Consider the following 18,074-nt stretch of genomic DNA (forward strand, 5'->3'; position numbering starts at 1 on the left):
GGGAACGCTGCCCTCAGCGGGGAGGGGCGATGGGTGTGAGGGTTCCTGAAGTGCGGCGACGGCGGGCTGTGAGGCGTCGCAGCGGCCTCGCACAGGGTCGCGATCATGCCCGACACATCGCTGACCATGATCGTCCTGCTCTGCGCAGCGGCCCTCGCCGCCGGCCGGATCGACGCCGTGGTCGGCGGGGGCGGCCTCCTGCTGCTGCCGGTGCTGCTGCTCGGACTGCCGGCGAACACCCCCGCCGCGCACGCGCTGGGCACCAACAAGGCGGTCGCCATCGTCGGTACCACGGGCGTGGCCGGTGGGGGCACCTCCCACGCCCTTCAGGCAGTGGGGGAGTATGCCCGCAAGGCTCTTGTGGACGTCCGTACCGCCGTCCGCATCGGACTGGCCGCCCTCGCCGGTTCCTCCGCGGGGGGCCTTCTTCGCGGCGGGGATGAGCACCGAGGTCCTCAAGCCGGTGATCATGGTGGTGCTGCTCGGGGTCGCCGCCTTCGTGATCCTGCGCCCCGCCTTCGGCACGGCCCCCGCGCCCGGCCCGGCCACCCGCCGGCAGATCCTCGCCGCCATCGGCCTCGCCGGCCTCGGCATCGCCTTCTACGACGGCCTCATCGGCCCCGGCACCGGCACGTTCCTGGTCCTCGCGCTCACCGCCGTCCTCCACCTCGACCTCGTCACGGCCTCCGCCACCGCCAAGATCGTCAACTGCTGCTCCCCCAAGCTCTCGGCTTCGCTCGAGCAGGGGCCCCCATCGCGGGCGCCCTCGCGACCTTCGCCTGGCAGGGCGCGGTCCTGTGGCAACCGGCCGCCCTGATGGCCGTCTTCAACCTGGCGGGCGGCACCCTCGGCGCCCACACGGCCCTGAAGCAGGGCAGCGGCTTCGTCCGCGTCGTACTGCTGACGGTCGTCTTCGCCCTGGTGGGGAACCTCGCGTACGAGCAGTGGCTCGCCTAGCGTCCTCGCACGTCCAGCAGCTCGACCATCCCCGTCCCGTCCTCGTCGCCGTGCCCCTGGGCGAGCCTGCGCTCCATCAGTTCCATGTACGGCGTCAGCAGCTCCGGGCTGACCCGCTGCTCCTCGGCCGTGCGCAGCAGGGTGGTGTTGCCCGCGGCCTGCATCGCGAGGTTGGAGACGACGTTCCGGGTGTAGTCGCCGCTCTGGAGCTGGTCTGCGCTCTGGTGCACGGCCGGGGCCATCGCGGCCAGCCAGTCCGCGAGCAGCGGTGCGAAGTCCTTCGGCGCGATGTCCTCCGGGCGGATCAGTGCGAAGGCGTGGGTGATGCCCGCGAACATGCCGCTCATCGCGCTCAGCAGCGCCACGTCGTGCAGCGCGGCGAACCCCGGATCGGCCCCGACATAGCGGGTGCCGGCCGGGACGGCGAGGGTGTCGCGGTGCTCCTCGAACAGCTCGGGGGAGCCGCTGTAGAAGACGTAGCCGCCGGAGTCCGGGGCGCCGATCATCGGTGGGACGGCCATGATCCCGGCGTCCAGGAAGCGCGCGCCGCGCGCCTCGGCCCAGGCGGCGCGCGCACGGCCCTGGCCCGGGGTGCCGGTCGTCAGGTTCACCAGATCCCGCCCGGCGAGACCGGCCCCGTCCAGGGCCTCGCCCACGGAGGCGTCGTCGAGCAGGCAGGCGATCACGAGCCGGTTCGCGGCCACCGCCTCCGCGGCGGTCCGGGCCACCGTGGCGCCCTCGGCGGCGAGGGGCTCGGCACGGGCGGCGGTGCGGTTCCAGACGGTCACCTCGTGCCCGGCGGCCAGCCAGACGCGGGCGAGGGCGGTGCCCATGGCGCCGGTACCGAGAAGAGTGAGAGGGGTACGGGGAGCAACTGCGGTGTCGGTCATGGCGTCTAGGCTCGTCGTAGGGGAAGCGCCCGCTCAAGTACGTACTTCGAAGTGGGTGGTTACCTCGGGGGAAGGGTCCAGGCAGCAGGCGGGCGAGGGGTGGGCATGGGGACGACGGGACGGCGGCCGGGGGTGTACGTGTGCGGGATCGACGCGGCGATGGACGTGATCGGCGGCAAGTGGAAGGTGCTGATCCTCTGGGCGCTGGACGAGCGGCCGTGCCGCTTCGGGGAACTGCGCCGCGAGCTGCCGGGCGTCACCGAGAAGGTGCTCGCCTCGCACCTGCGGGAGATGGAGGCCGACGGTCTGGTGCACCGTGAGGCGTATGACGAGGTGCCGCCGCGGGTGGAGTACTCGCTGACGGCCCGGGGCGCGTCCCTGAACGAGGCGCTGGAACCGCTGGGCGCCTGGGGGAGGGCCAACGTCCTCGGTGCGTCAGCGGCTGCCGGTCAGGTGGGCGAAGACGACGACGTTCCCCTGGTAACCGGCGCCGCGTGAGTAGCCGCCGCCGCAGGTGATGACCCGCAGCTCGGGGCGGTGGGCGGCGCCGTAGACCTTCGCGTCGGGGAAGTCCTTCGCGGCGTACGCCTCGACGGCGTCCACGGTGAACACCGCCACGCTGCCGTCCCGCCGGTCCACCTCGATCGTGCTTCCCTTGGTGAGGGCGCCGAGGCCGTAGAAGACGGCGGGGCCGTCGGCGTTGTCGACATGGCCGGCGACGATCGCGGTCCCCCGCTCGCCGGGGGTCGTGCCGGCCTCGTACCAGCCGGCGAGGTTCTCGTCCGCGGCGGGCGGTACGCCGAGGCTGCCGGTCTTCGTCAGGCCGAGCCCGGTCAGCGGCGCGTCCACCCGGATCGCCGGGATGCGGATCCGGTCGGGCGGCGACGGCGGCAGCGCGGGCACGGCGGGCCGCTCACCGGCACGGCCGTCCAGTCCGGCCCGGGCCTGCGCGGCGGACGGCTGCGGCGGGGCGTGCGTCCCGGCGCCGTCGCGCAGCAGCCACACCCCGGAGCACAGGGCGAACACCGTCACGGCCGCCATGGCCGCGTTCGCGGGATTGCGAACGCCGCTGCGGAACCCTGGGAACCTGCGCATACCCAACCCTTTTTGTGATCCGGCCCCGTGCCCCCTCCGGGCCGCGAGGGGCGTCGGACCCGGAGGGGGAGGGGACATGCGGTACCGGCGACGGACAGCGGAGGGTGTCCGTCAGATCCCGTCGCCTCTCGCCCGGCGATGCAGGAGCCAGGTACCGCCCGCGGCGGCGACGGCGAGGGCCGTCACACCGGCCGCGGTCTGCACGGGATCGGGGCCCAGGGCGCCACCGACCCCCGTCTTCACACTTCCCCGGGGATGCACCTGCTCGCGCACCGGCGTCAGCGTGACCACCAGGTCCCCGGTGATCCGCCGGCCGCTGCCGCCGCAGGTGGCGGTGATCTCGTACGTTCCCGGCTGCGCGCTCGGCGGCACCCTGAACCGCCCGCTCGCGTCCTGCCCGTGCGCGTCCGGCGCCAGGCTGAGGGAACCCGCCCCGACCGCGCCGGCGTCACCCGTCGCCGAGCCGCCGTCGCCGCAGGCCGCCGTGCGCACGGTGACCTGACCGCCGGGCACGACCGAGGCCGGGGACACCTCCAGGCCACCGGCGGACGCGCCGTACGCGGGGGCGACGGCGAGAGCCGCGGCGGCGACGGCGAGCGCGGTACCGGTCAGCGGCCGGGCGGTACATCGCATCGGTGCTCCTTCGAGCGGTTCGGTCTGCGCCTGCCCTTCCGAGGTAACGGGCAGCGGGACGAACGCGCTTGCTGATGGGGCGTCAGAATTGGGATGAATGGGTGTCAGGAGGGGGTGAACCGGCGGTCACCCGCAGCCGTTTCGGCAGGTCACAGGCGTCCGGACGGGCAGCGGCCGGAAATGCGCGGGGTGCGCGTGTGAACGGGTGACCCGGGTGTGCGCGCCGGTGCTTGACCTCAAGAATAGTTGAGGTACGAGGCTGTGCCGCATGCAGACAACCGCTACCGATCCAGCCGCCGCTCGGCCGACCGCCGCCGACCCGCTCCGACTGACCCTCGTCGTGGGCAGCAACCGGCACGGCCGCTTCGGCCCCGTCGTCGCCGACTGGCTCCTCGGCCGCATCCGGGACCGGGACGACCTGGTCGCCGAGGTCGTGGACGTCGCCGACGCCGCGCTGCCCATGTCCCTCGAACCGACCCCGGAGGCGACCGCCGCGCTGTCCGGCATCACCCCGAAGCTGGCCCGCGCCGACGCCTTCGTGGTCCTCACCCCCGAGTACAACCACTCCTTCCCGGCGGGCCTGAAGAACCTCGTCGACTGGCACTTCACCGAATGGCAGGCCAAGCCGGTCGGCCTCGTCTCCTACGGCGGTCTGGCCGGCGGCCTGCGCGCCGCGGAGCACCTGCGTCAGGTCTTCGCGGAGCTCCACGCCGTGACGGTCCGCGACACCGTCTCCTTCCACAACGCCGGCGCCTCCTTCGACGACCGGGGCGCCCTGCGCGACCCGTCCGGCCCGGACGCGGCGGCGAAGGCCATGCTGGACCAACTGGTCTGGTGGGGCCACGCGTTGCGGGAGGCCCGGGGGAGGCGGCCGTACGGAGGCTGAGCCCGCCTCAGACACACCCGACCCTCGCGCCGGGCCTCGCCCGGCGGGCCCTTCATGAGGGGCCCATCATGCGGGCCCGTCACGCCGAGCCTCTCGCACCGGGTTCTTCACGCCGGCCCCCTCACACCCGCGCCCGCCAGTCCCCGCCCGCGATCGCCCGCCCCCGGGCCCGCAGCCGCGCGGCGACGGCGGGCGCGGCCACGTACACCCAGGCCCGGACGGCCGCCCCGTCGGCCTCCCGTACGACCTTCCGTTCCACGCGCACGTACAGACTGCGCGGATCCCCCGGCGCGTACTCCTCCAGCCGGTCCAGCTCGGCGAGCAGCCCCTCGTACGCCTCCGGCAACGCGGTCACCAGCTCCCCGCTGACCACGCCGCCGCCCGGCTCCTCGACCGCGTACGGGTAGCCCGGCCCCGCGTACAGCACCGTGTCCGCGAGGCGCCCAGGCTCCTCGGAGCGGGTGCGGCCACGCAGGAAGAGGCCGTGGTTGACCTCCCCCGGGCGGAGGGTGCCGTAGACGAAGAAAGGGAGGGTCACAGGAACGATTCTGCACCCTCACACACCTCCACAGCGGGGCTATGGACATGCCATGTCCGTGCCGCCTTAACTCGCGGTCAACATCAACGCCGCACCCGGTCGACCCCACGCGACCGGGTGCGCCCGTATGAGGAGACCGATGAGTCGGATACGTCATGTCCGCGGTTCCCGTCTCGCCCTCGCCGGTGCGGCCGTCACCGGCACCACCGCCCTGCTGGCCGCCGTGCTCTCCCCGGCCGCCGGCGCGGCGGACCGGCCGGCCAGGTCGGGCGCGATCGAGGACGCGGAGGCGGTGCTCGCGGACCGGGCCGGAGCCCTGGGCCTCACCTCGGCCCAGGAGACGGAGGTCCGGGACGTCGTCGTCGACGAGGACGGCACCCGGCACGTCCGCTACGACCGCACCTACCACCGGCTCCCGGTCCTCGGCGGCGACTTCGTGCTCCACCTGAACCCGGACGGCACGTACCGCGGCACGAGCCGCGCGACGAAGTCCGCGCTCTCCCTGGCGAGCGTCACCCCGAAGGTGACCGCCCCCAAGGCCGCCGACCTCGCGGCGAACCTGCTGCGGTCGGCCCACCTCGGCGAGACCCTGAAGAAGCTGACCGCCAAGCCGCGGCTGGTCGTCGACGCCCTGCACGGCGCCCCGAAGCTGGCCTGGCAGACCGACGCGGTCGCGCACGACGAGCTCGGCAACCCGGTCGGGCGCACGGTGCTGACCGACGCGACCACCGGCGCCCGGATCGACGCCTGGGACACCCTGGAGTCGGCGTCGGGCGACGGCAAGTCCCTCTACGGCGGCACGGTACCGCTGGAGACGACGGCGTCCGGCTCGTCGTACCGGCTGAAGGACGCGACGCGCGGCGGCACGTACACCGGCGACGCGGAGAACAAGACGGACCAGTGCCTGCTGACCGTCTGTCTGACCCGGGCCCCCGCCACGGTGTTCACGGACGCCGACAACCACTGGGGCACGGGCGCGGCCGCCGACCGGTCCACGGTGGCGGTGGACGCCCAGTACGGCACCGACGTCACCTGGGACTACTACAAGAAACTCCACGGGCGCGACGGCATCGCGGGCGACGGCAAGGGCTCCTTCAACCGCGTCCACTACGGCAAGGGCTACAACAACGCCTTCTGGGACGACAACTGCTTCTGCATGACGTACGGCGACGGCGACGGCAAGGTGATGGGCCCGCTGGTGTCGCTGGACGTCGCCGGGCACGAGATGTCCCACGGCGTGACGTCGAAGACGGCGGCGCTGACCTACTCGGGCGAGTCCGGCGGCCTGAACGAGGCCACGTCGGACATCTTCGGCACGCTGGTGGAGTTCCACGCGGCCAACGCCGAGGACCGGGGCGACTGGCTCATCGGCGAGAAGGTCGTCCGCTCCGGCCTCGGCCGGGAGGCCCTGCGCTTCATGGACAAGCCGTCCGAGGACGGGAAGTCGGCGGACTGCTGGAGCGAGGGGCTGGCCGACCTCGACGTGCACTACTCCTCCGGCGTCGGCAACCACTTCGCCTACCTGCTCGCCGAGGGCAGCGGCAAGAAGACCCTCAACGGCGTCGGCTACGACTCCCCGACCTGCGACGGCTCCACGGTGACCGGCATCGGCCGGGCCAAGCTGGGCAAGATCTGGTACCGCGCGCTGACGGTCTACATGACGTCCTCGACGGACTACGCGGACGCGCGCACGGCGACCCTGAGCGCGGCGAAGGATCTGTACGGCGCCGACAGCACCGAGCAGAAGGCGGTGGGAGCGGCCTGGAAGGCGGTCGCCGTGAGCTGACCCCTACCCTTCGACGGCCTCCAGCCGTACCGCGCAGGCCTTGAACTCCGGCATCCGGGAGGTCGGGTCGAGCGCGGGGTTGGTGAGGGTGTTGGCGCGGCCCTCGCCCGGCCAGTGGAAGGGCATGAAGACGGTGTCGGGCCGGATGGCGTTCGTGATCCTCGCGGGCGCCACGGCCCGGCCCCGCCGCGACACGACGGCCACCGGGTCGCCCTCGGCAGCTCCGAGCCGGGCCGCCAGCCTCGGGTGCAGCTCCACGAACGGCCCGGGCGCGGCGGCGTTCAGCTCCGCCACGCGCCGGGTCTGCGCCCCGGACTGGTACTGCGCCACGACCCGCCCGGTGGTGAGCAGGACGGGGTATTCGTCGTCCGGCTCCTCGGCGATCGCACGGTGCGAGACGGGGACGAACCGGGCCCGGCCGTCGGGGGTGGCGAAACGGTCGAGAAAGAGCCGGGGCGTGCCCGGGTGCTCGCCCGGTGTCTCCCGGGCGGGGCCGTCGGGAAGGGCGTCCGCGTCCTCGCCGGCCGTCTCCACCGGCGCGGGGCAGGGCCAGAACACCCCGTTCTCCTCCACCAGCCTGCGGTAGGTGATCCCCGAGTAGTCCGCCGCCCCGCCCGCCGACGCGCGGCGCAGCTCCTCGAAGACCTCCTCCGGGTCGGTCGGGAAGCCCTTCTCCACGCCCAGGCGGGCGGCGAGTTCGTGCAGCACCTCCAGGTCGCTGCGGATGCCCTCGGGCGGGGTGATCGCCCGGCGCCGCAGCAGGACCCTGCCCTCCAGGTTCGTCGTCGTGCCCGTCTCCTCGGCCCACTGGGTGACCGGCAGGACCACGTCCGCGAGCGCCGCCGTCTCCGACAGCACCACATCGCAGACCGCCAGGAAGTCCAGCGACCTGATGCGCTCCTCGATGTGCGCGGCCCGCGGCGCCGACACCACCGGGTTGGACGCCATCAGCAGCAGCGACCTGATGTCGGTGCCCAGCGCGTCCAGCAGCTCGTACGCACTGCGCCCCGGGCCGGGCAGGCTGTCCGGGTCGACGCCCCACACTCCGGCGACATGGGCCCGCGCGGCCGGGTCGTCGAGCTTGCGGTAGCCGGGCAACTGGTCGGCCTTCTGCCCGTGTTCGCGCCCGCCCTGCCCGTTGCCCTGCCCGGTCAGACAGCCGTACCCGGACAGCGGGCGGCCCGCCCGGCCGGTCGCCAGGCACAGGTTGATCCACGCGCCGACCGTGTCCGTGCCCTTGGACTGCTGCTCGGGCCCCCGGGCGGTGAGCACCATCGCCGACTCCGGCTCGCAGAACATCCTTACGGTCTGCCGGAGTTGAGGAACGGACACCCCCGTGATCCGCTCCACGTACTCCGGCCAGTGCGCCATCGCGGCCGCCCGGGCGTCCTCCCAGCCGGCCGTGCGCTCCCGGACGTACTCCTCGTCCACCCGGCCCTCGGCGATCACCAGGTGCAGCAGGCCCAGGGCGAGGGCCAGATCCGTGCCCGGCCGGGGCGCCAGGTGCAGGTCCGCCTGTTCGGCGGTCTTCGTGCGGCGCGGGTCGATGACGATCAGCGTGCCGCCGTTCTCCTTCAGCTCGGTGAAGAACCGCAGTGACGGCGGCATGGTCTCCGCGAGGTTCGACCCGACGAGGATCACGCAGCCGGACTTCGGGATGTCCTCCAGCGGGAAGGGCAGCCCGCGGTCGAGACCGAACGCCTTGATGCCCGCGGCCGCCGCCGACGACATGCAGAAACGCCCGTTGTAGTCGATCTGGGAGGTGCCGAGCACGACCCGCGCGAACTTGCCGAGCGTGTACGCCTTCTCGTTCGTCAGCCCGCCCCCGCCGAACACCCCGACCGCGTCCGGCCCGAACTCCGCGCGCGTGCGGCCCAGCTCCGCGGCGATCCGGTCCAGCGCCTCGTCCCAGGAGGCGGGCACCAGCGAGCCGCCCTCGTCGCGCACCAGCGGGGAGGTCAGGCGGGCGTCGCGCGCGAGCACCGCCGCCGCCGTCCGGCCCTTGCCGCACAGCGCGCCCCGGTTCACCGGGAAGTCCGCGCGCTCGCTCACCTCGACGGTCCCGTCCGGCACGGGCGTCAGGTTCATGCCGCACTGCAGGGCGCAGTACGGACAGTGCGTGGGCGTCGCGGTGCTCTGCATGCCGTTCAGCGTGCGTCGGCCGTGTTACGCCCGGGACGGTTCCCTGTTACGCGGCCGGGACGGCAACCTCCCCGCCACCGCCCCGCCCGCGTGAGGCAGGAGCCCTTCGCCCGGTGAGGCACAGGCCCGCCCTCCTTCAGGTCGTCGCCGACCGCCACGGACGTTGCCTGTGGGACGAAAAACGCCACATGTGGCTCATTGAGTTCCTTTCTTGGCCGATCCGACCTCGTTGAGAGTTGAATCAGCCGCACTACGCTCTCGCTACGCGCAGCGCTCGCACGACTCCGCACGGCGTTCGACACCCGGGCATGCCCGCCACTCACGGCTGCATCCACCCGCGGCTCCGCCGCGGGTGGCAATCCGACCTCGAAACAGCCAGGAGGCCACCCGACCATGCCTCTGCGCCACTTGACCCCCCACGACCAGCAGCTCTTCCGGCAGTACGGCCGGGGCCCCACCGTCCCCGTCCCCGACCCGCTCCTGCACCACGCCGTCGCCCGGCACGCCACGGCCACCCCGCACGCCGTGGCCGCCGAGCACCAGGGCACCCGCATCACCTACGGCGAGCTCGACCGGCACGCCGACGCCCTCGCCGCCCGCCTGGTCCGCGAGGGCGTCCGCCCCGGTGATCACGTCGGCCTGTTCGTCCGCCGCTCGATCCCCATGCTGGCCGGCCTGCTCGGCATCCTGAAGGCCGGCGCCGCCTACGTCCCGCAGGACATCGGCCTCGCGCCCCCGGCGCAGCTCACCCACGTCATCCGCACCGCCCGGACCCGGGTCGTCCTCACGGTCGCCGAGCACGCCCACCGCGTGCCCCTGCCGGACGGCCATCTGCTGCTCCCACTCGACGAGCCGCTGCCGTACGCCCCACCCCCACGCGTGCGCGTCACCGGCGCCGACGGCGCCTACGTCCTGTTCACCTCCGGCACCACCGGCCGCCCCAACGGCGTGAAGGTCACCCACCGCAATGTCGCCAACCTCCTGCTCACCGCCCCGGGCGGCCTCGGCATCCGGCCCGGCGACCGCGTCGCCCAGCTCCTCAACATCGCCTTCGACATGGCCGCCTGGGAGATCCTCGGCTGCCTCGCCCAGGGCGGCACGCTCCTCATCCGCGGCAAGGACCTCGCGGCGGCGGCCCGCACGGCGGACGTGCTCGTCGCGACCCCGACCGTGCTGTCCGGCCTCGACCCGGCCGCCTGCCCACGGGTGCGCACGGTCGCCGTCGCCGGAGAGCCCTGCCCGCGCCCACTGGCCGACCGGTGGGCCCGGCAGGCCGCCTTCTTCAACGGCTGCGGCCCGACGGAGACGACCATCGTCAACACCATGAGCCGCCACGACCCGGCCGCCCCGCTGCTCACCATCGGCCGCCCCACCCCCAACAACACGGTCTACGTCCTCGACGCCGACCGCCGCCCCCTGCCGGTCGGCGAGGTGGGCGAGATGTGGGCCGGCGGCGACTGCGTCTCCGCCGGCTACCTCGGCGACGACGCCCTCAACGCCGAGCGCTACGCCCCCGACCCGTTCCTCGGCGGCGGCCGCCGCATGTTCCGCACCCGCGACCTCGGCCGCTGGACCCCCGGGGGCGAGCTGGAGCACCTCGGCCGCACCGACGACCAGGTCAAGGTGCGCGGCTTCCGCGTCGAGCTGGACTCCGTCTCGTCGGTCCTGGAGTCGGCCGCCCGCTGCACCCGGGCCGTCACACTGAAACGCGACGCCCGCACCCTGGTCTCGTTCGTCTGCCCGGCGGACGTCGACCCGGAGGCGGCCCGCCGCGCGGTCGCGGCCGCCCTGCCGTACTACTGCGTCCCCGAGCAGGTCCTGCCGCTGGCCTTCCTTCCCGAGACCGACCGCGGCAAGGTCGACAAACAGGCGCTGCTGCACATGATCGAGGAGCGCGTGGCGGTGGCGCGATGACCACGTCCCCGCCCCGGGCCCACCCGGCCACCGGCACACTCCCGCCGCTCCTCCCCGCCCACCGCCGCCTGCTCAAGCACCCCCGCCTGATGCACTACAACCGACTGGCGGCCCTGGTCCTGATGGCCAACGCGGCCTTCGCGGCGACCGCTTGGCCGCTGTCCGCGCCCACCCTCGGGCACGCGGCCCTGGCCAACCTCGCCCTCGCCGTCGTCGTACGCCAGCAGTACGTCATCAACCTGCTGTTCCGGCTGGCGACCTCGGCGCCGACGAACTGGCCGCTGCGGGTCCGCTGGACGCTCGGCAAGGTCTACCACTTCGGCGGACTGCACGTCGGCGGGGCGCTCGCGGGCACGGCCTGGTTCCTGGCCCTGACGATCGCCACGCCGAGCGGCCCCCGCATGGCCGTCGGCTGGGCCCTGATCGCCCTCCTCGCGCTCATCGTCGCCACCGCCCTGCCGCCCTTCCGCTCCCGCCACCACGACCACTTCGAGAAGATCCACCGTTTCGGCGGCTGGGCGGCCGTGGCCCTGTTCTGGACGCACACACTGCTGTCGTCGCCGGGCCCCTGGGAGGTCGGGGTGCTCGCGCTGGTCACCTTCAGCGTCGCCCTGCCCTGGCTGCGGCTGCGCAAGGTGGACGTCCGCCTCGAACGCCCCTCCTCCCACGTCGTGCTGGCCCGCTTCGACCACGGTGAGACCCCCTTCGCGGGCTCCTCCACCGCGATCAGCCGCAACCCGCTGAAGGAATGGCACTCCTTCGCCAACGTCCCCACCCCCGGTGAATCCGGCTTCCGGCTCACGATCTCCCGGGCCGGCGACTGGACCGGCTCCTTCATCGACGACCTGCCCGAGCGGGTGTGGGTCAAGGGCATCACCACGGCCGGCGTCGCCAACATCGAGGTCCTGTTCACCAAGGTGGTCTACGTCGCCACCGGCAGCGGCATCGGCCCCTGCCTGCCCCACCTGCTCGCCGCCCAGGTGCCCTCCCGACTGGTCTGGGCGACCCGCGACCCCCGAGCCACCTACGGCGACGCCCTCGTCGACGAGATCCTCGCTGTCCAGCCGCACGCCCTCATCTGGGACACCTCCCGGCACGGCAAGCCCGACATGGTGCGCCTCGCCCACGAGGCCTGCCGGGACTCCGGCGCGGAGGCGGTCATCTGCATCTCCAACAAGAAGCTGACCTGGCAGGTGGTCCACGGCCTGGAGCGGCGGGGCATCCCGGCGTACGGCGCGATCTGGGACTCGTGACCCGGACGCGTGATCTCTCGGAAGGAGAAGGCATATGAACCATCTCAAGGTCGAACGGCACGGCCGAGTGGTGACCGTGCGCCTGCACCGCCCGCACGTCCGCAACGCGCTCAGCAGTGAGCTCCTCACCGAACTCCTCGACGTGCTCCGCCCGCTGGACACGGACCCGGGAACCGGCTGCTTCGTCGTCACCGGCTCGGACACGGTCTTCGCCGCCGGCGCCGACATCAAGGAGATGGCCGGGAAGTCGGCCGTCGACATGGCGGCCGAGGACTACTTCGCCGGCTGGGAGGAGTTCGCGGACCTCCGCACCCCGAAGATCGCGGCCGTCAACGGGCATGCCCTGGGCGGCGGTTGCGAACTGGCCATGATGTGCGACCTGGTCGTCGCGGGGGAGTCGGCGGTCTTCGGCCAGCCCGAGATCAAGCTGGGCGTGATCCCGGGCATCGGCGGCACCCAGCGGCTGACCCGTCTCGTCGGCCGGGCCAAGGCCATGGACCTGGTGCTCACCGGCCGCACGATGGACGCACGGGAGGCTGGACGCTGCGGTCTCGTCTCCCGCGTGGTCCCGGACGACCGGGTCCTGCCCGAGGCCCTCGAAGCGGCGGCGGCGATCGCCTCCTACGGCCGCGCGGCGGTCAGGGCGGCCCGGGAGTGCGTCGACCGGGCCCTGGAAACCGGCCTGCGCGACGGCGTCCGCTTCGAACGCCGCGTCTTCCACGCCCTGTTCGCCACCGACGACCAGAAGGAGGGGATGACGGCGTTCCTGGAGAAGCGCCCACCGTCCTTCCGAGGCCGCTGACAGCCGATGGCGGGAGCGCGCCGGCGCCGCCGGCCGCGGCCGGCCCTCCGGCAGGGGGGCCGGTGCCGCCTCCCGGCCCGCCGGGCCGACAGCCGCCACCCGCGCGGAGCGCTCCGGCCACCGGCCGCTTTCAGAGGCGTGCCCGGCCAGGGCACGCCCCGGATCAGCACACGCATGCTGCCCCCCCGGCGCCGTAGCGCCGAGCAGGGCGCATCCCTGCCCCGGCCGCCCCGGCGGCCGGGCCATCCCGGCGGCCACCGCGCCGCCGAGGCGACCCCCTTGGCGGCCGGCACGGCCAGCACGGCTGGCAGCGCTCCGTGGCCGGTGCCGCCGTCCGGGCCCCGCCGCCGCCCGCGCGGAGCGCTCCGGCCACCGGCCGAGTTCAGGGGGCGTGCCCGGTCAGGCACGCCCCGGATCAGCACACGTACGGTGTCCGCCCACCCGGCGCCGTAGCGCCGAGCACGGCGCATCCCGACCCCGGTCGCCCGGACCGCCCCGGTCGCCCGGACCGCCCCGGCGCCCGGGCCGCCCCGGTGGCCACGGCGCCGCCGAGGCGGCCCCCCACGGCGGCCGGTGCGGCCGGCATGGGGGGCCGGCGACGGCCATCACCAGCGCAATCCGCCGGTGGCGAACGCCCGGATTCATCCGAGGGTCTCTCCGGCCGTGACCAACGCCCTGTCCACGCCCGGCTCGCGCGGCCCGAGGAACCGCGGATCCGGCCGGAACGCCGCGTCCAGAGCGGCCTTCCCGGCGGCGAGGATCTCCCGGGCGCCCCCGTAGTACCAGGTCGCGTCGTGCACGGCGTCCACCCCGACCCCGTACGACTCGACCCCGGCCGCCTCGCACAGCGCCACCGCACGCCGGATGTGGAAGCCCTGGCTGATCAGCACGGCCTCGTCCACCCCGAAGATCTTCTTCGCGCGTACGCAGGAGTCCCACGTGTCGAACCCGGCGTAGTCACTGACGATCCGCCCGTCGGGCACGCCGTGCCGCGTCAGGTACACGCGCATCGCGTCCGGCTCGTCGTAGTCCTCTCGGCTGTTGTCCCCGGTGACGAGCACCACCTCCACCCGCCCCTCCCGGTAGAGCTTCGCCGCCGCGTCGAGCCGGTGCGCGAGATACGGCGAGGGCTCCCCGTCCCACAGCCCGGCACCGAACACCACGGCCACGTCGGTACGCGGCACATCCACCGCCGTACGCAACCGGTCACCCGCCACGGTGTACATCCACGTCGCCGGAAGCAGCGCGAGCACGCACCCGGCCATCACGGCCTGCACCAGCCGCCGCTGCCCCCGCCGGGTACGCGGCAGTCGCGGTCTGCGAAACGCCGGTAGACGCATCGGACGGTCCCTCCCCAGGTCGGCCCCTCGACAGTCAGGGACGCCCTCCCGGCCCGCCCGGTTCACCCGCGGCCACGTGACCAGCTTCACCTGGTTCACGGAAACCGCAGGTCAAGACAGCTCACACACCCCCCGTCCCGCATCGTGAACCGCTGGAAAACACCCGTGACGCCCATGCAACGGGAAGGCAACGTGGCGCCGCGACCATCGGTGCATGCCCAGTCAGCTCAGCCTCGTCCCGCCGCCCGCCACGCGCCGCCCGGCCCCGCCCGCCCTCGTGGTCGTGGCGCACGGCAGCCGCGACCCCCGCGCGCTGAGCACGGTGAGCGCGCTCCTCGACCGGGTCCGGGCCCTGCGCCCCGACGTGCCGGTGCACCTGGGCCACATCGAACTCAACGCCCCCCTGCTGCCCGACACGCTCGCCGCCCTCGGCGACAGGGAGGCGGTCCTCGTCCCCCTGCTCCTCAGCCGCGGCTACCACGTCAAGCAGGACATCCCCGAGATGGCCGCGGCCTCCCGGGCCCGCACCCACCTGGCCGCCCCCCTGGGCCCGCACCCGCTCCTGGTCGACGCCCTCCAGGCACGCCTCACGGAAGCCGGCTGGGGCGGGACCCCCCGCCGCACCAGCGCGGTCGTCCTCGCCGCGGCGGGCTCCCGCGACCCGGACGCCAAGACGGACACCGCCCGCACGGCCCACCTCCTGGCGGCCCGCCTGGGCGTCCCGGTCATCCCGGCCTACGCATCGGCCGCCACCCCCACGGTCCAGACCGCGGTCCGCACTCTCCTGGCAAGGGGTCGCCGTCACATAGCCCTCGCCTCCTACTTCACGGCCCCCGGCCGCTTCGCCACGGAGTGCGCCCAGGCGGCCCCCTGGATAGCGGCGGCCCCCCTGGGCACCCACCCGGCCATGGCCCGCCTCCTCCTCCACCGCTACGACGAGGCTTTGACGGCCGCGACCGCTGTGCCCGCATTGGCATCGGCCTGAAACGCCGGGTGGTGCACGTACCTCAGGGGCGCGGGGAACTGCGCGACAAGCCACAAACAACCCGCACACGCCCGAAAAGAGAACTGGGCACACGCACAGGCGCTTAGTGTCGGTCCATGGACGGCACCGCACGAACCCCCACCGCCTACGACCCGGCGTCAGTCGACCGCTGGGCCCAGGAACCCGACAAACGCCCCGGCCGCACAGCCTTCCAGCGCGACAGGGCAAGGGTCCTCCACTCCGCCGCCCTGCGACGCCTCGCCGGCAAAACCCAAGTGGTGACGCCCGGCACCCTGGGCCCCGCCTGGGACGCCAGCCCCCGCACCCGTCTCACCCACTCCCTGGAATGCGCCCAGGTCGGCCGTGAACTGGGCGCGGCCCTCGGCTGCGACCCGGACCTCGTGGAAGCCGCCTGTCTCTCCCACGACCTCGGCCACCCGCCCTTCGGTCACAACGGCGAACAGGCCCTCAACGAGTTCGCGTCCGACTGCGGCGGCTTCGAGGGCAACGCCCAGTCCCTCAGACTTCTCACCCGCATCGAGCCCAAACGGTTCACCCCGGAGGGCTCCGTCGGCCTCAACCTCACCCGTGCGGCCCTGGACGCCGCCACCAAGTACCCCTGGCCCCGCGGCGCCCACCCCACCGACCCGGCCTCGAACAAGTTCGGCGTCTACGAGGACGACCGCCCCGTCTTCGACTGGCTCCGCAAGGACGCCCCCGGCACGCGTATCTGCTTCGAGGCGCAGGTCATGGACTGGTCCGACGACGTGGCCTACTCGGTGCACGACGTGGAGGACGGCCTGCACGCCGGCCACATCGACCCGAACTGCCTGCACGCCGACCCCGAACGCCGGGACGTCTTCCAGGTCGCCCTCGGCCGGTACGTCCCCGCGGACACCGACCCGGCCGAGCTCGCCGAGGCCCTGGACCGGCTCCTCGCCCAGGAGTGGTGGCCGCACGGCTACGACGGCACCGCCGTCGCCCAGGCCCGCCTCAAGGACGCCACCAGCCAGCTCATCGGCCGCTTCTGCCTGGCCGCCGAGACCGCGACCCGCACCGCGTACGGCGCCGGGCGGCTCACCCGGTACGCCGCCGAGCTGGTCGTCCCGCGCGAGACCCGGACGGAGTGCGCGGTCCTCAAGGCCGTCGCCGACCTCTACGTGATGCAGCGCGCCGAGCAGGAGCGGCTGCGCGCCGATCAGCGGATCGTCGTCGCCGAACTGGCCGAGGCGCTCACCGCCCGCGCCCCGGACGGCCTGGATCCGCAGTTCCGGGCCCTGTTCGACCGGGCGGCGGACGACAGGGCGCGCAAGCGGGTGATCGTCGACCAGATCGCCTCGCTCACCGACACCTCCGCCCGTTCGCTTCACGCCCGACTGACGGGGCAGGGACGAGACTGACGCGACGGGTGGGGCGCGAGCACCCTCCCATGTGACCCTCCGTGGCCTGATCGGGTCACTCCCTCTTCCCGCATCACGCTCCGTGCGGGACGCTCGCAAGTGGCGACACCCGCTGTGTTCTCTGGGAAGACATCCCCCAGACCCCCGTAGGAGGCATCAAGTGGTCGACGCGGATCAGACTTTCGTCATCGTCGGAGGCGGACTGGCCGGCGCCAAGGCGGCCGAGACGCTCCGCGCGGAGGGATTCACCGGCCGCGTGATACTGATCTGCGACGAACGCGACCACCCCTACGAGCGCCCGCCCCTGTCCAAGGGCTACCTCCTCGGCAAGGAGGAACGCGACAGCGTCTTCGTGCACGAACCCGCCTGGTACGCGGCCAACGACATCGAGCTCCACCTCGGCCAGACCGTCGACGCCGTCGACCGCACGGCGAAGACGGTCCGCTTCGGCGAGGACGGCACCGTCGTCCGCTACGACAAGCTTCTCCTGGCGACCGGCGCCGAGCCCCGCCGCCTCGACGTCCCGGGCACGGACCTGGCGGGCGTGCACCACCTGCGCCGCCTCGCCCACGCCGAACGCCTCAAGCACGTCCTGACCAACCTCGGCCGGGACAACGGGCACCTCGTCATCGCCGGTGCCGGCTGGATCGGGCTGGAGGTCGCGGCGGCGGCCCGCGAGTACGGCGCGGAGGTCACCGTCGTCGAGCACGGGCCGACCCCGCTGCACGGCGTGCTCGGCCCGGAGATCGGCGGGCTCTTCGCCGAGCTGCACCGCGAGCACGGGGTGCGCTTCCACTTCGGCAGGCGGCTGACGGAGATCGTCGGCCAGGACGGCATGGTCCTCGCGGCCCGCACGGACGACGACGAGGAGCACCCGGCGCACGACGTGCTGGCGGCGATCGGCGCGGCCCCGCGCACCCACCTGGCGGAGGCGGCAGGCCTGGAGATCGCCGACCGGGCCCACGGCGGCGGCATCGTCGTCGACGAGGGGCTGCGCACCTCCGATCCGGACGTCTACGCCGCCGGTGATGTCGTCTCCTTCCCGCACGCCCTCTTCGGCACGCGCGTGCGCGTCGAGCACTGGGCCAACGCCCTCAACGGCGGCCCGGCCGCCGCGCGCTCCATGCTGGGCCGCGACGTGACGTACGACCGCGTGCCCTACTTCTTCTCCGACCAGTACGACCTGGGCATGGAGTACTCCGGCTGGGCGCCCCCGGGCAGCTATGACCAGGTGGTGATCCGCGGGGACGCCGGGAAGCGCGAGTTCATCGCGTTCTGGGTGAAGGACGGCAGGGTGCTGGCCGGGATGAACGTGAATGTGTGGGACGTCACAGACAAGATCCAGCGCCTGATCCGTTCGAGGGCCCAGGTCGACACCGAGGCCCTGGCCGACCCGCACGCGCCGCTGGACAGCCTCGCCCCCTAGCCGTCAGGAGGCGTCAGGACTGTCACT

15 protein-coding genes and 1 pseudogene are annotated in these 18,074 nt (G+C 73.6%); 10 read left to right on the forward strand and 6 right to left on the reverse strand.

All coding sequences use genetic code 11. The annotated features are described in order from the left end of the window. The first annotated feature begins 105 nt into the window (after positions 1 to 105). Positions 106 to 957, forward strand: a pseudogene (locus IO24_RS40320) (sulfite exporter TauE/SafE family protein). On the opposite strand, the gene IO24_RS0102080 reads toward IO24_RS40320, so the two are convergent. After that, positions 954 to 1,847, reverse strand: a complete 894-nt coding sequence (locus IO24_RS0102080) for an NAD(P)-dependent oxidoreductase (RefSeq protein ID WP_031131117.1) — start codon at positions 1,845 to 1,847, stop codon at positions 954 to 956. The pseudogene IO24_RS40320 and the gene IO24_RS0102080 overlap by 4 nt on opposite strands. 105 nt (positions 1,848 to 1,952) lie before the next feature. On the opposite strand from IO24_RS0102080, the gene IO24_RS0102085 reads away from it, so the two are divergent. Next, on the forward strand, positions 1,953 to 2,345 hold the full coding sequence (locus IO24_RS0102085) for a winged helix-turn-helix transcriptional regulator (RefSeq protein WP_031131119.1): 393 nt from the start codon (positions 1,953 to 1,955) through the stop codon (positions 2,343 to 2,345). Here the strand turns inward: IO24_RS0102085 and IO24_RS0102090 are convergent. Then, positions 2,283 to 2,942: a class F sortase gene (locus tag IO24_RS0102090; RefSeq protein ID WP_031131121.1), complete on the reverse strand. Its 660-nt coding sequence runs from the start codon at positions 2,940 to 2,942 to the stop codon at positions 2,283 to 2,285. The genes IO24_RS0102085 and IO24_RS0102090 overlap by 63 nt on opposite strands. Positions 2,943 to 3,053: 111 nt before the next feature. After that, the gene (locus tag IO24_RS0102095) at positions 3,054 to 3,575 is read right to left on the reverse strand and encodes a hypothetical protein (protein ID WP_031131123.1); all 522 of its coding nucleotides are present in this window, start codon (positions 3,573 to 3,575) and stop codon (positions 3,054 to 3,056) included. A gap of 268 nt (positions 3,576 to 3,843) precedes the next feature. Here IO24_RS0102095 and IO24_RS0102100 point away from each other — a divergent pair, with 268 nt between their 5' ends. Continuing rightward, positions 3,844 to 4,461, forward strand: coding sequence for an NADPH-dependent FMN reductase (locus IO24_RS0102100; RefSeq protein ID WP_045295832.1), 618 nt, complete (start codon positions 3,844 to 3,846; stop codon positions 4,459 to 4,461). A gap of 121 nt (positions 4,462 to 4,582) precedes the next feature. Here IO24_RS0102100 and IO24_RS0102105 read toward each other — a convergent pair whose 3' ends face one another. Next, positions 4,583 to 4,999 (reverse strand): gamma-glutamylcyclotransferase family protein, encoded by a 417-nt coding sequence (locus tag IO24_RS0102105; protein WP_031131126.1) that lies wholly within the window; start codon positions 4,997 to 4,999, stop codon positions 4,583 to 4,585. 139 nt (positions 5,000 to 5,138) lie between these two features. Between IO24_RS0102105 and IO24_RS0102110 the strand changes: the two genes are divergently transcribed. Further along, positions 5,139 to 6,785 carry a M4 family metallopeptidase gene (locus tag IO24_RS0102110; protein ID WP_031131128.1) on the forward strand — a complete coding sequence of 549 codons (1,647 nt, stop codon included), beginning with the start codon at positions 5,139 to 5,141 and terminating at the stop codon, positions 6,783 to 6,785. A gap of 3 nt (positions 6,786 to 6,788) precedes the next feature. Here the strand turns inward: IO24_RS0102110 and IO24_RS0102115 are convergent, their stop codons facing one another. Then, positions 6,789 to 8,927 (reverse strand): molybdopterin oxidoreductase family protein, encoded by a 2,139-nt coding sequence (locus IO24_RS0102115; protein ID WP_031131130.1) that lies wholly within the window; start codon positions 8,925 to 8,927, stop codon positions 6,789 to 6,791. 393 nt (positions 8,928 to 9,320) lie between these two features. On the opposite strand from IO24_RS0102115, the gene IO24_RS0102120 reads away from it, so the two are divergent. Genes IO24_RS0102120 through IO24_RS0102130 form a run of 3 tightly spaced genes read left to right on the forward strand, consistent with a single transcriptional unit; the run spans position 9,321 to position 12,896 of the window. After that, positions 9,321 to 10,841 (forward strand): amino acid adenylation domain-containing protein, encoded by a 1,521-nt coding sequence (locus IO24_RS0102120; RefSeq protein ID WP_031131132.1) that lies wholly within the window; start codon positions 9,321 to 9,323, stop codon positions 10,839 to 10,841. Beyond that, on the forward strand, positions 10,838 to 12,094 hold the full coding sequence (locus tag IO24_RS0102125; protein WP_031131134.1) for a ferredoxin reductase domain-containing protein: 1,257 nt from the start codon (positions 10,838 to 10,840) through the stop codon (positions 12,092 to 12,094). The genes IO24_RS0102120 and IO24_RS0102125 overlap by 4 nt, the downstream gene beginning before the upstream one ends. A gap of 34 nt (positions 12,095 to 12,128) precedes the next feature. Beyond that, complete coding sequence (locus IO24_RS0102130; RefSeq protein ID WP_031131136.1) at positions 12,129 to 12,896, forward strand: enoyl-CoA hydratase-related protein; 768 nt, start codon at positions 12,129 to 12,131, stop codon at positions 12,894 to 12,896. Between the two features lie 641 nt (positions 12,897 to 13,537). Here IO24_RS0102130 and IO24_RS0102135 read toward each other — a convergent pair. After that, complete coding sequence (locus IO24_RS0102135; protein ID WP_031131138.1) at positions 13,538 to 14,236, reverse strand: SanA/YdcF family protein; 699 nt, start codon at positions 14,234 to 14,236, stop codon at positions 13,538 to 13,540. A 214-nt stretch (positions 14,237 to 14,450) separates the two neighbouring features. Between IO24_RS0102135 and IO24_RS0102140 the strand changes: the two genes are divergently transcribed. The 3 genes from IO24_RS0102140 to IO24_RS0102150 all read left to right on the forward strand — a co-directional run bounded on the left by IO24_RS0102140 (position 14,451) and on the right by IO24_RS0102150 (position 18,047). Further along, a complete protein-coding gene (locus IO24_RS0102140; protein WP_031131140.1) occupies positions 14,451 to 15,221 on the forward strand; it encodes a sirohydrochlorin chelatase in 771 nt (256 codons plus the stop codon). Between the two features lie 116 nt (positions 15,222 to 15,337). Beyond that, positions 15,338 to 16,621, forward strand: coding sequence for a deoxyguanosinetriphosphate triphosphohydrolase (locus IO24_RS0102145; RefSeq protein WP_031131142.1), 1,284 nt, complete (start codon positions 15,338 to 15,340; stop codon positions 16,619 to 16,621). Positions 16,622 to 16,781: 160 nt separating this feature from the next. Further along, entirely contained in the window at positions 16,782 to 18,047 is a 1,266-nt protein-coding gene (locus IO24_RS0102150; RefSeq protein WP_031131144.1) for an NAD(P)/FAD-dependent oxidoreductase, read from the forward strand. Positions 18,048 to 18,074: the final 27 nt, after the last annotated feature.

Origin of the sequence: Streptomyces flavovariabilis (assembly GCF_000725785.1) — a bacterium.
Classification (GTDB): domain Bacteria; phylum Actinomycetota; class Actinomycetes; order Streptomycetales; family Streptomycetaceae; genus Streptomyces; species Streptomyces hawaiiensis.

Coding starts and splice junctions, on each gene's coding strand:
- IO24_RS0102080 (WP_031131117.1), bottom strand. CDS start 1,847: ATGACCGACACCGCAGTTGCTCCCCGTACCCCTCTCACTCTTCTCGGT.
- IO24_RS0102085 (WP_031131119.1), top strand. CDS start 1,953: ATGGGGACGACGGGACGGCGGCCGGGGGTGTACGTGTGCGGGATCGAC.
- IO24_RS0102090 (WP_031131121.1), bottom strand. CDS start 2,942: ATGCGCAGGTTCCCAGGGTTCCGCAGCGGCGTTCGCAATCCCGCGAAC.
- IO24_RS0102095 (WP_031131123.1), bottom strand. CDS start 3,575: ATGCGATGTACCGCCCGGCCGCTGACCGGTACCGCGCTCGCCGTCGCC.
- IO24_RS0102100 (WP_045295832.1), top strand. CDS start 3,844: ATGCAGACAACCGCTACCGATCCAGCCGCCGCTCGGCCGACCGCCGCC.
- IO24_RS0102110 (WP_031131128.1), top strand. CDS start 5,139: ATGAGTCGGATACGTCATGTCCGCGGTTCCCGTCTCGCCCTCGCCGGT.
- IO24_RS0102115 (WP_031131130.1), bottom strand. CDS start 8,927: ATGCAGAGCACCGCGACGCCCACGCACTGTCCGTACTGCGCCCTGCAG.
- IO24_RS0102120 (WP_031131132.1), top strand. CDS start 9,321: ATGCCTCTGCGCCACTTGACCCCCCACGACCAGCAGCTCTTCCGGCAG.
- IO24_RS0102125 (WP_031131134.1), top strand. CDS start 10,838: ATGACCACGTCCCCGCCCCGGGCCCACCCGGCCACCGGCACACTCCCG.
- IO24_RS0102130 (WP_031131136.1), top strand. CDS start 12,129: ATGAACCATCTCAAGGTCGAACGGCACGGCCGAGTGGTGACCGTGCGC.
- IO24_RS0102135 (WP_031131138.1), bottom strand. CDS start 14,236: ATGCGTCTACCGGCGTTTCGCAGACCGCGACTGCCGCGTACCCGGCGG.
- IO24_RS0102140 (WP_031131140.1), top strand. CDS start 14,451: ATGCCCAGTCAGCTCAGCCTCGTCCCGCCGCCCGCCACGCGCCGCCCG.
- IO24_RS0102145 (WP_031131142.1), top strand. CDS start 15,338: ATGGACGGCACCGCACGAACCCCCACCGCCTACGACCCGGCGTCAGTC.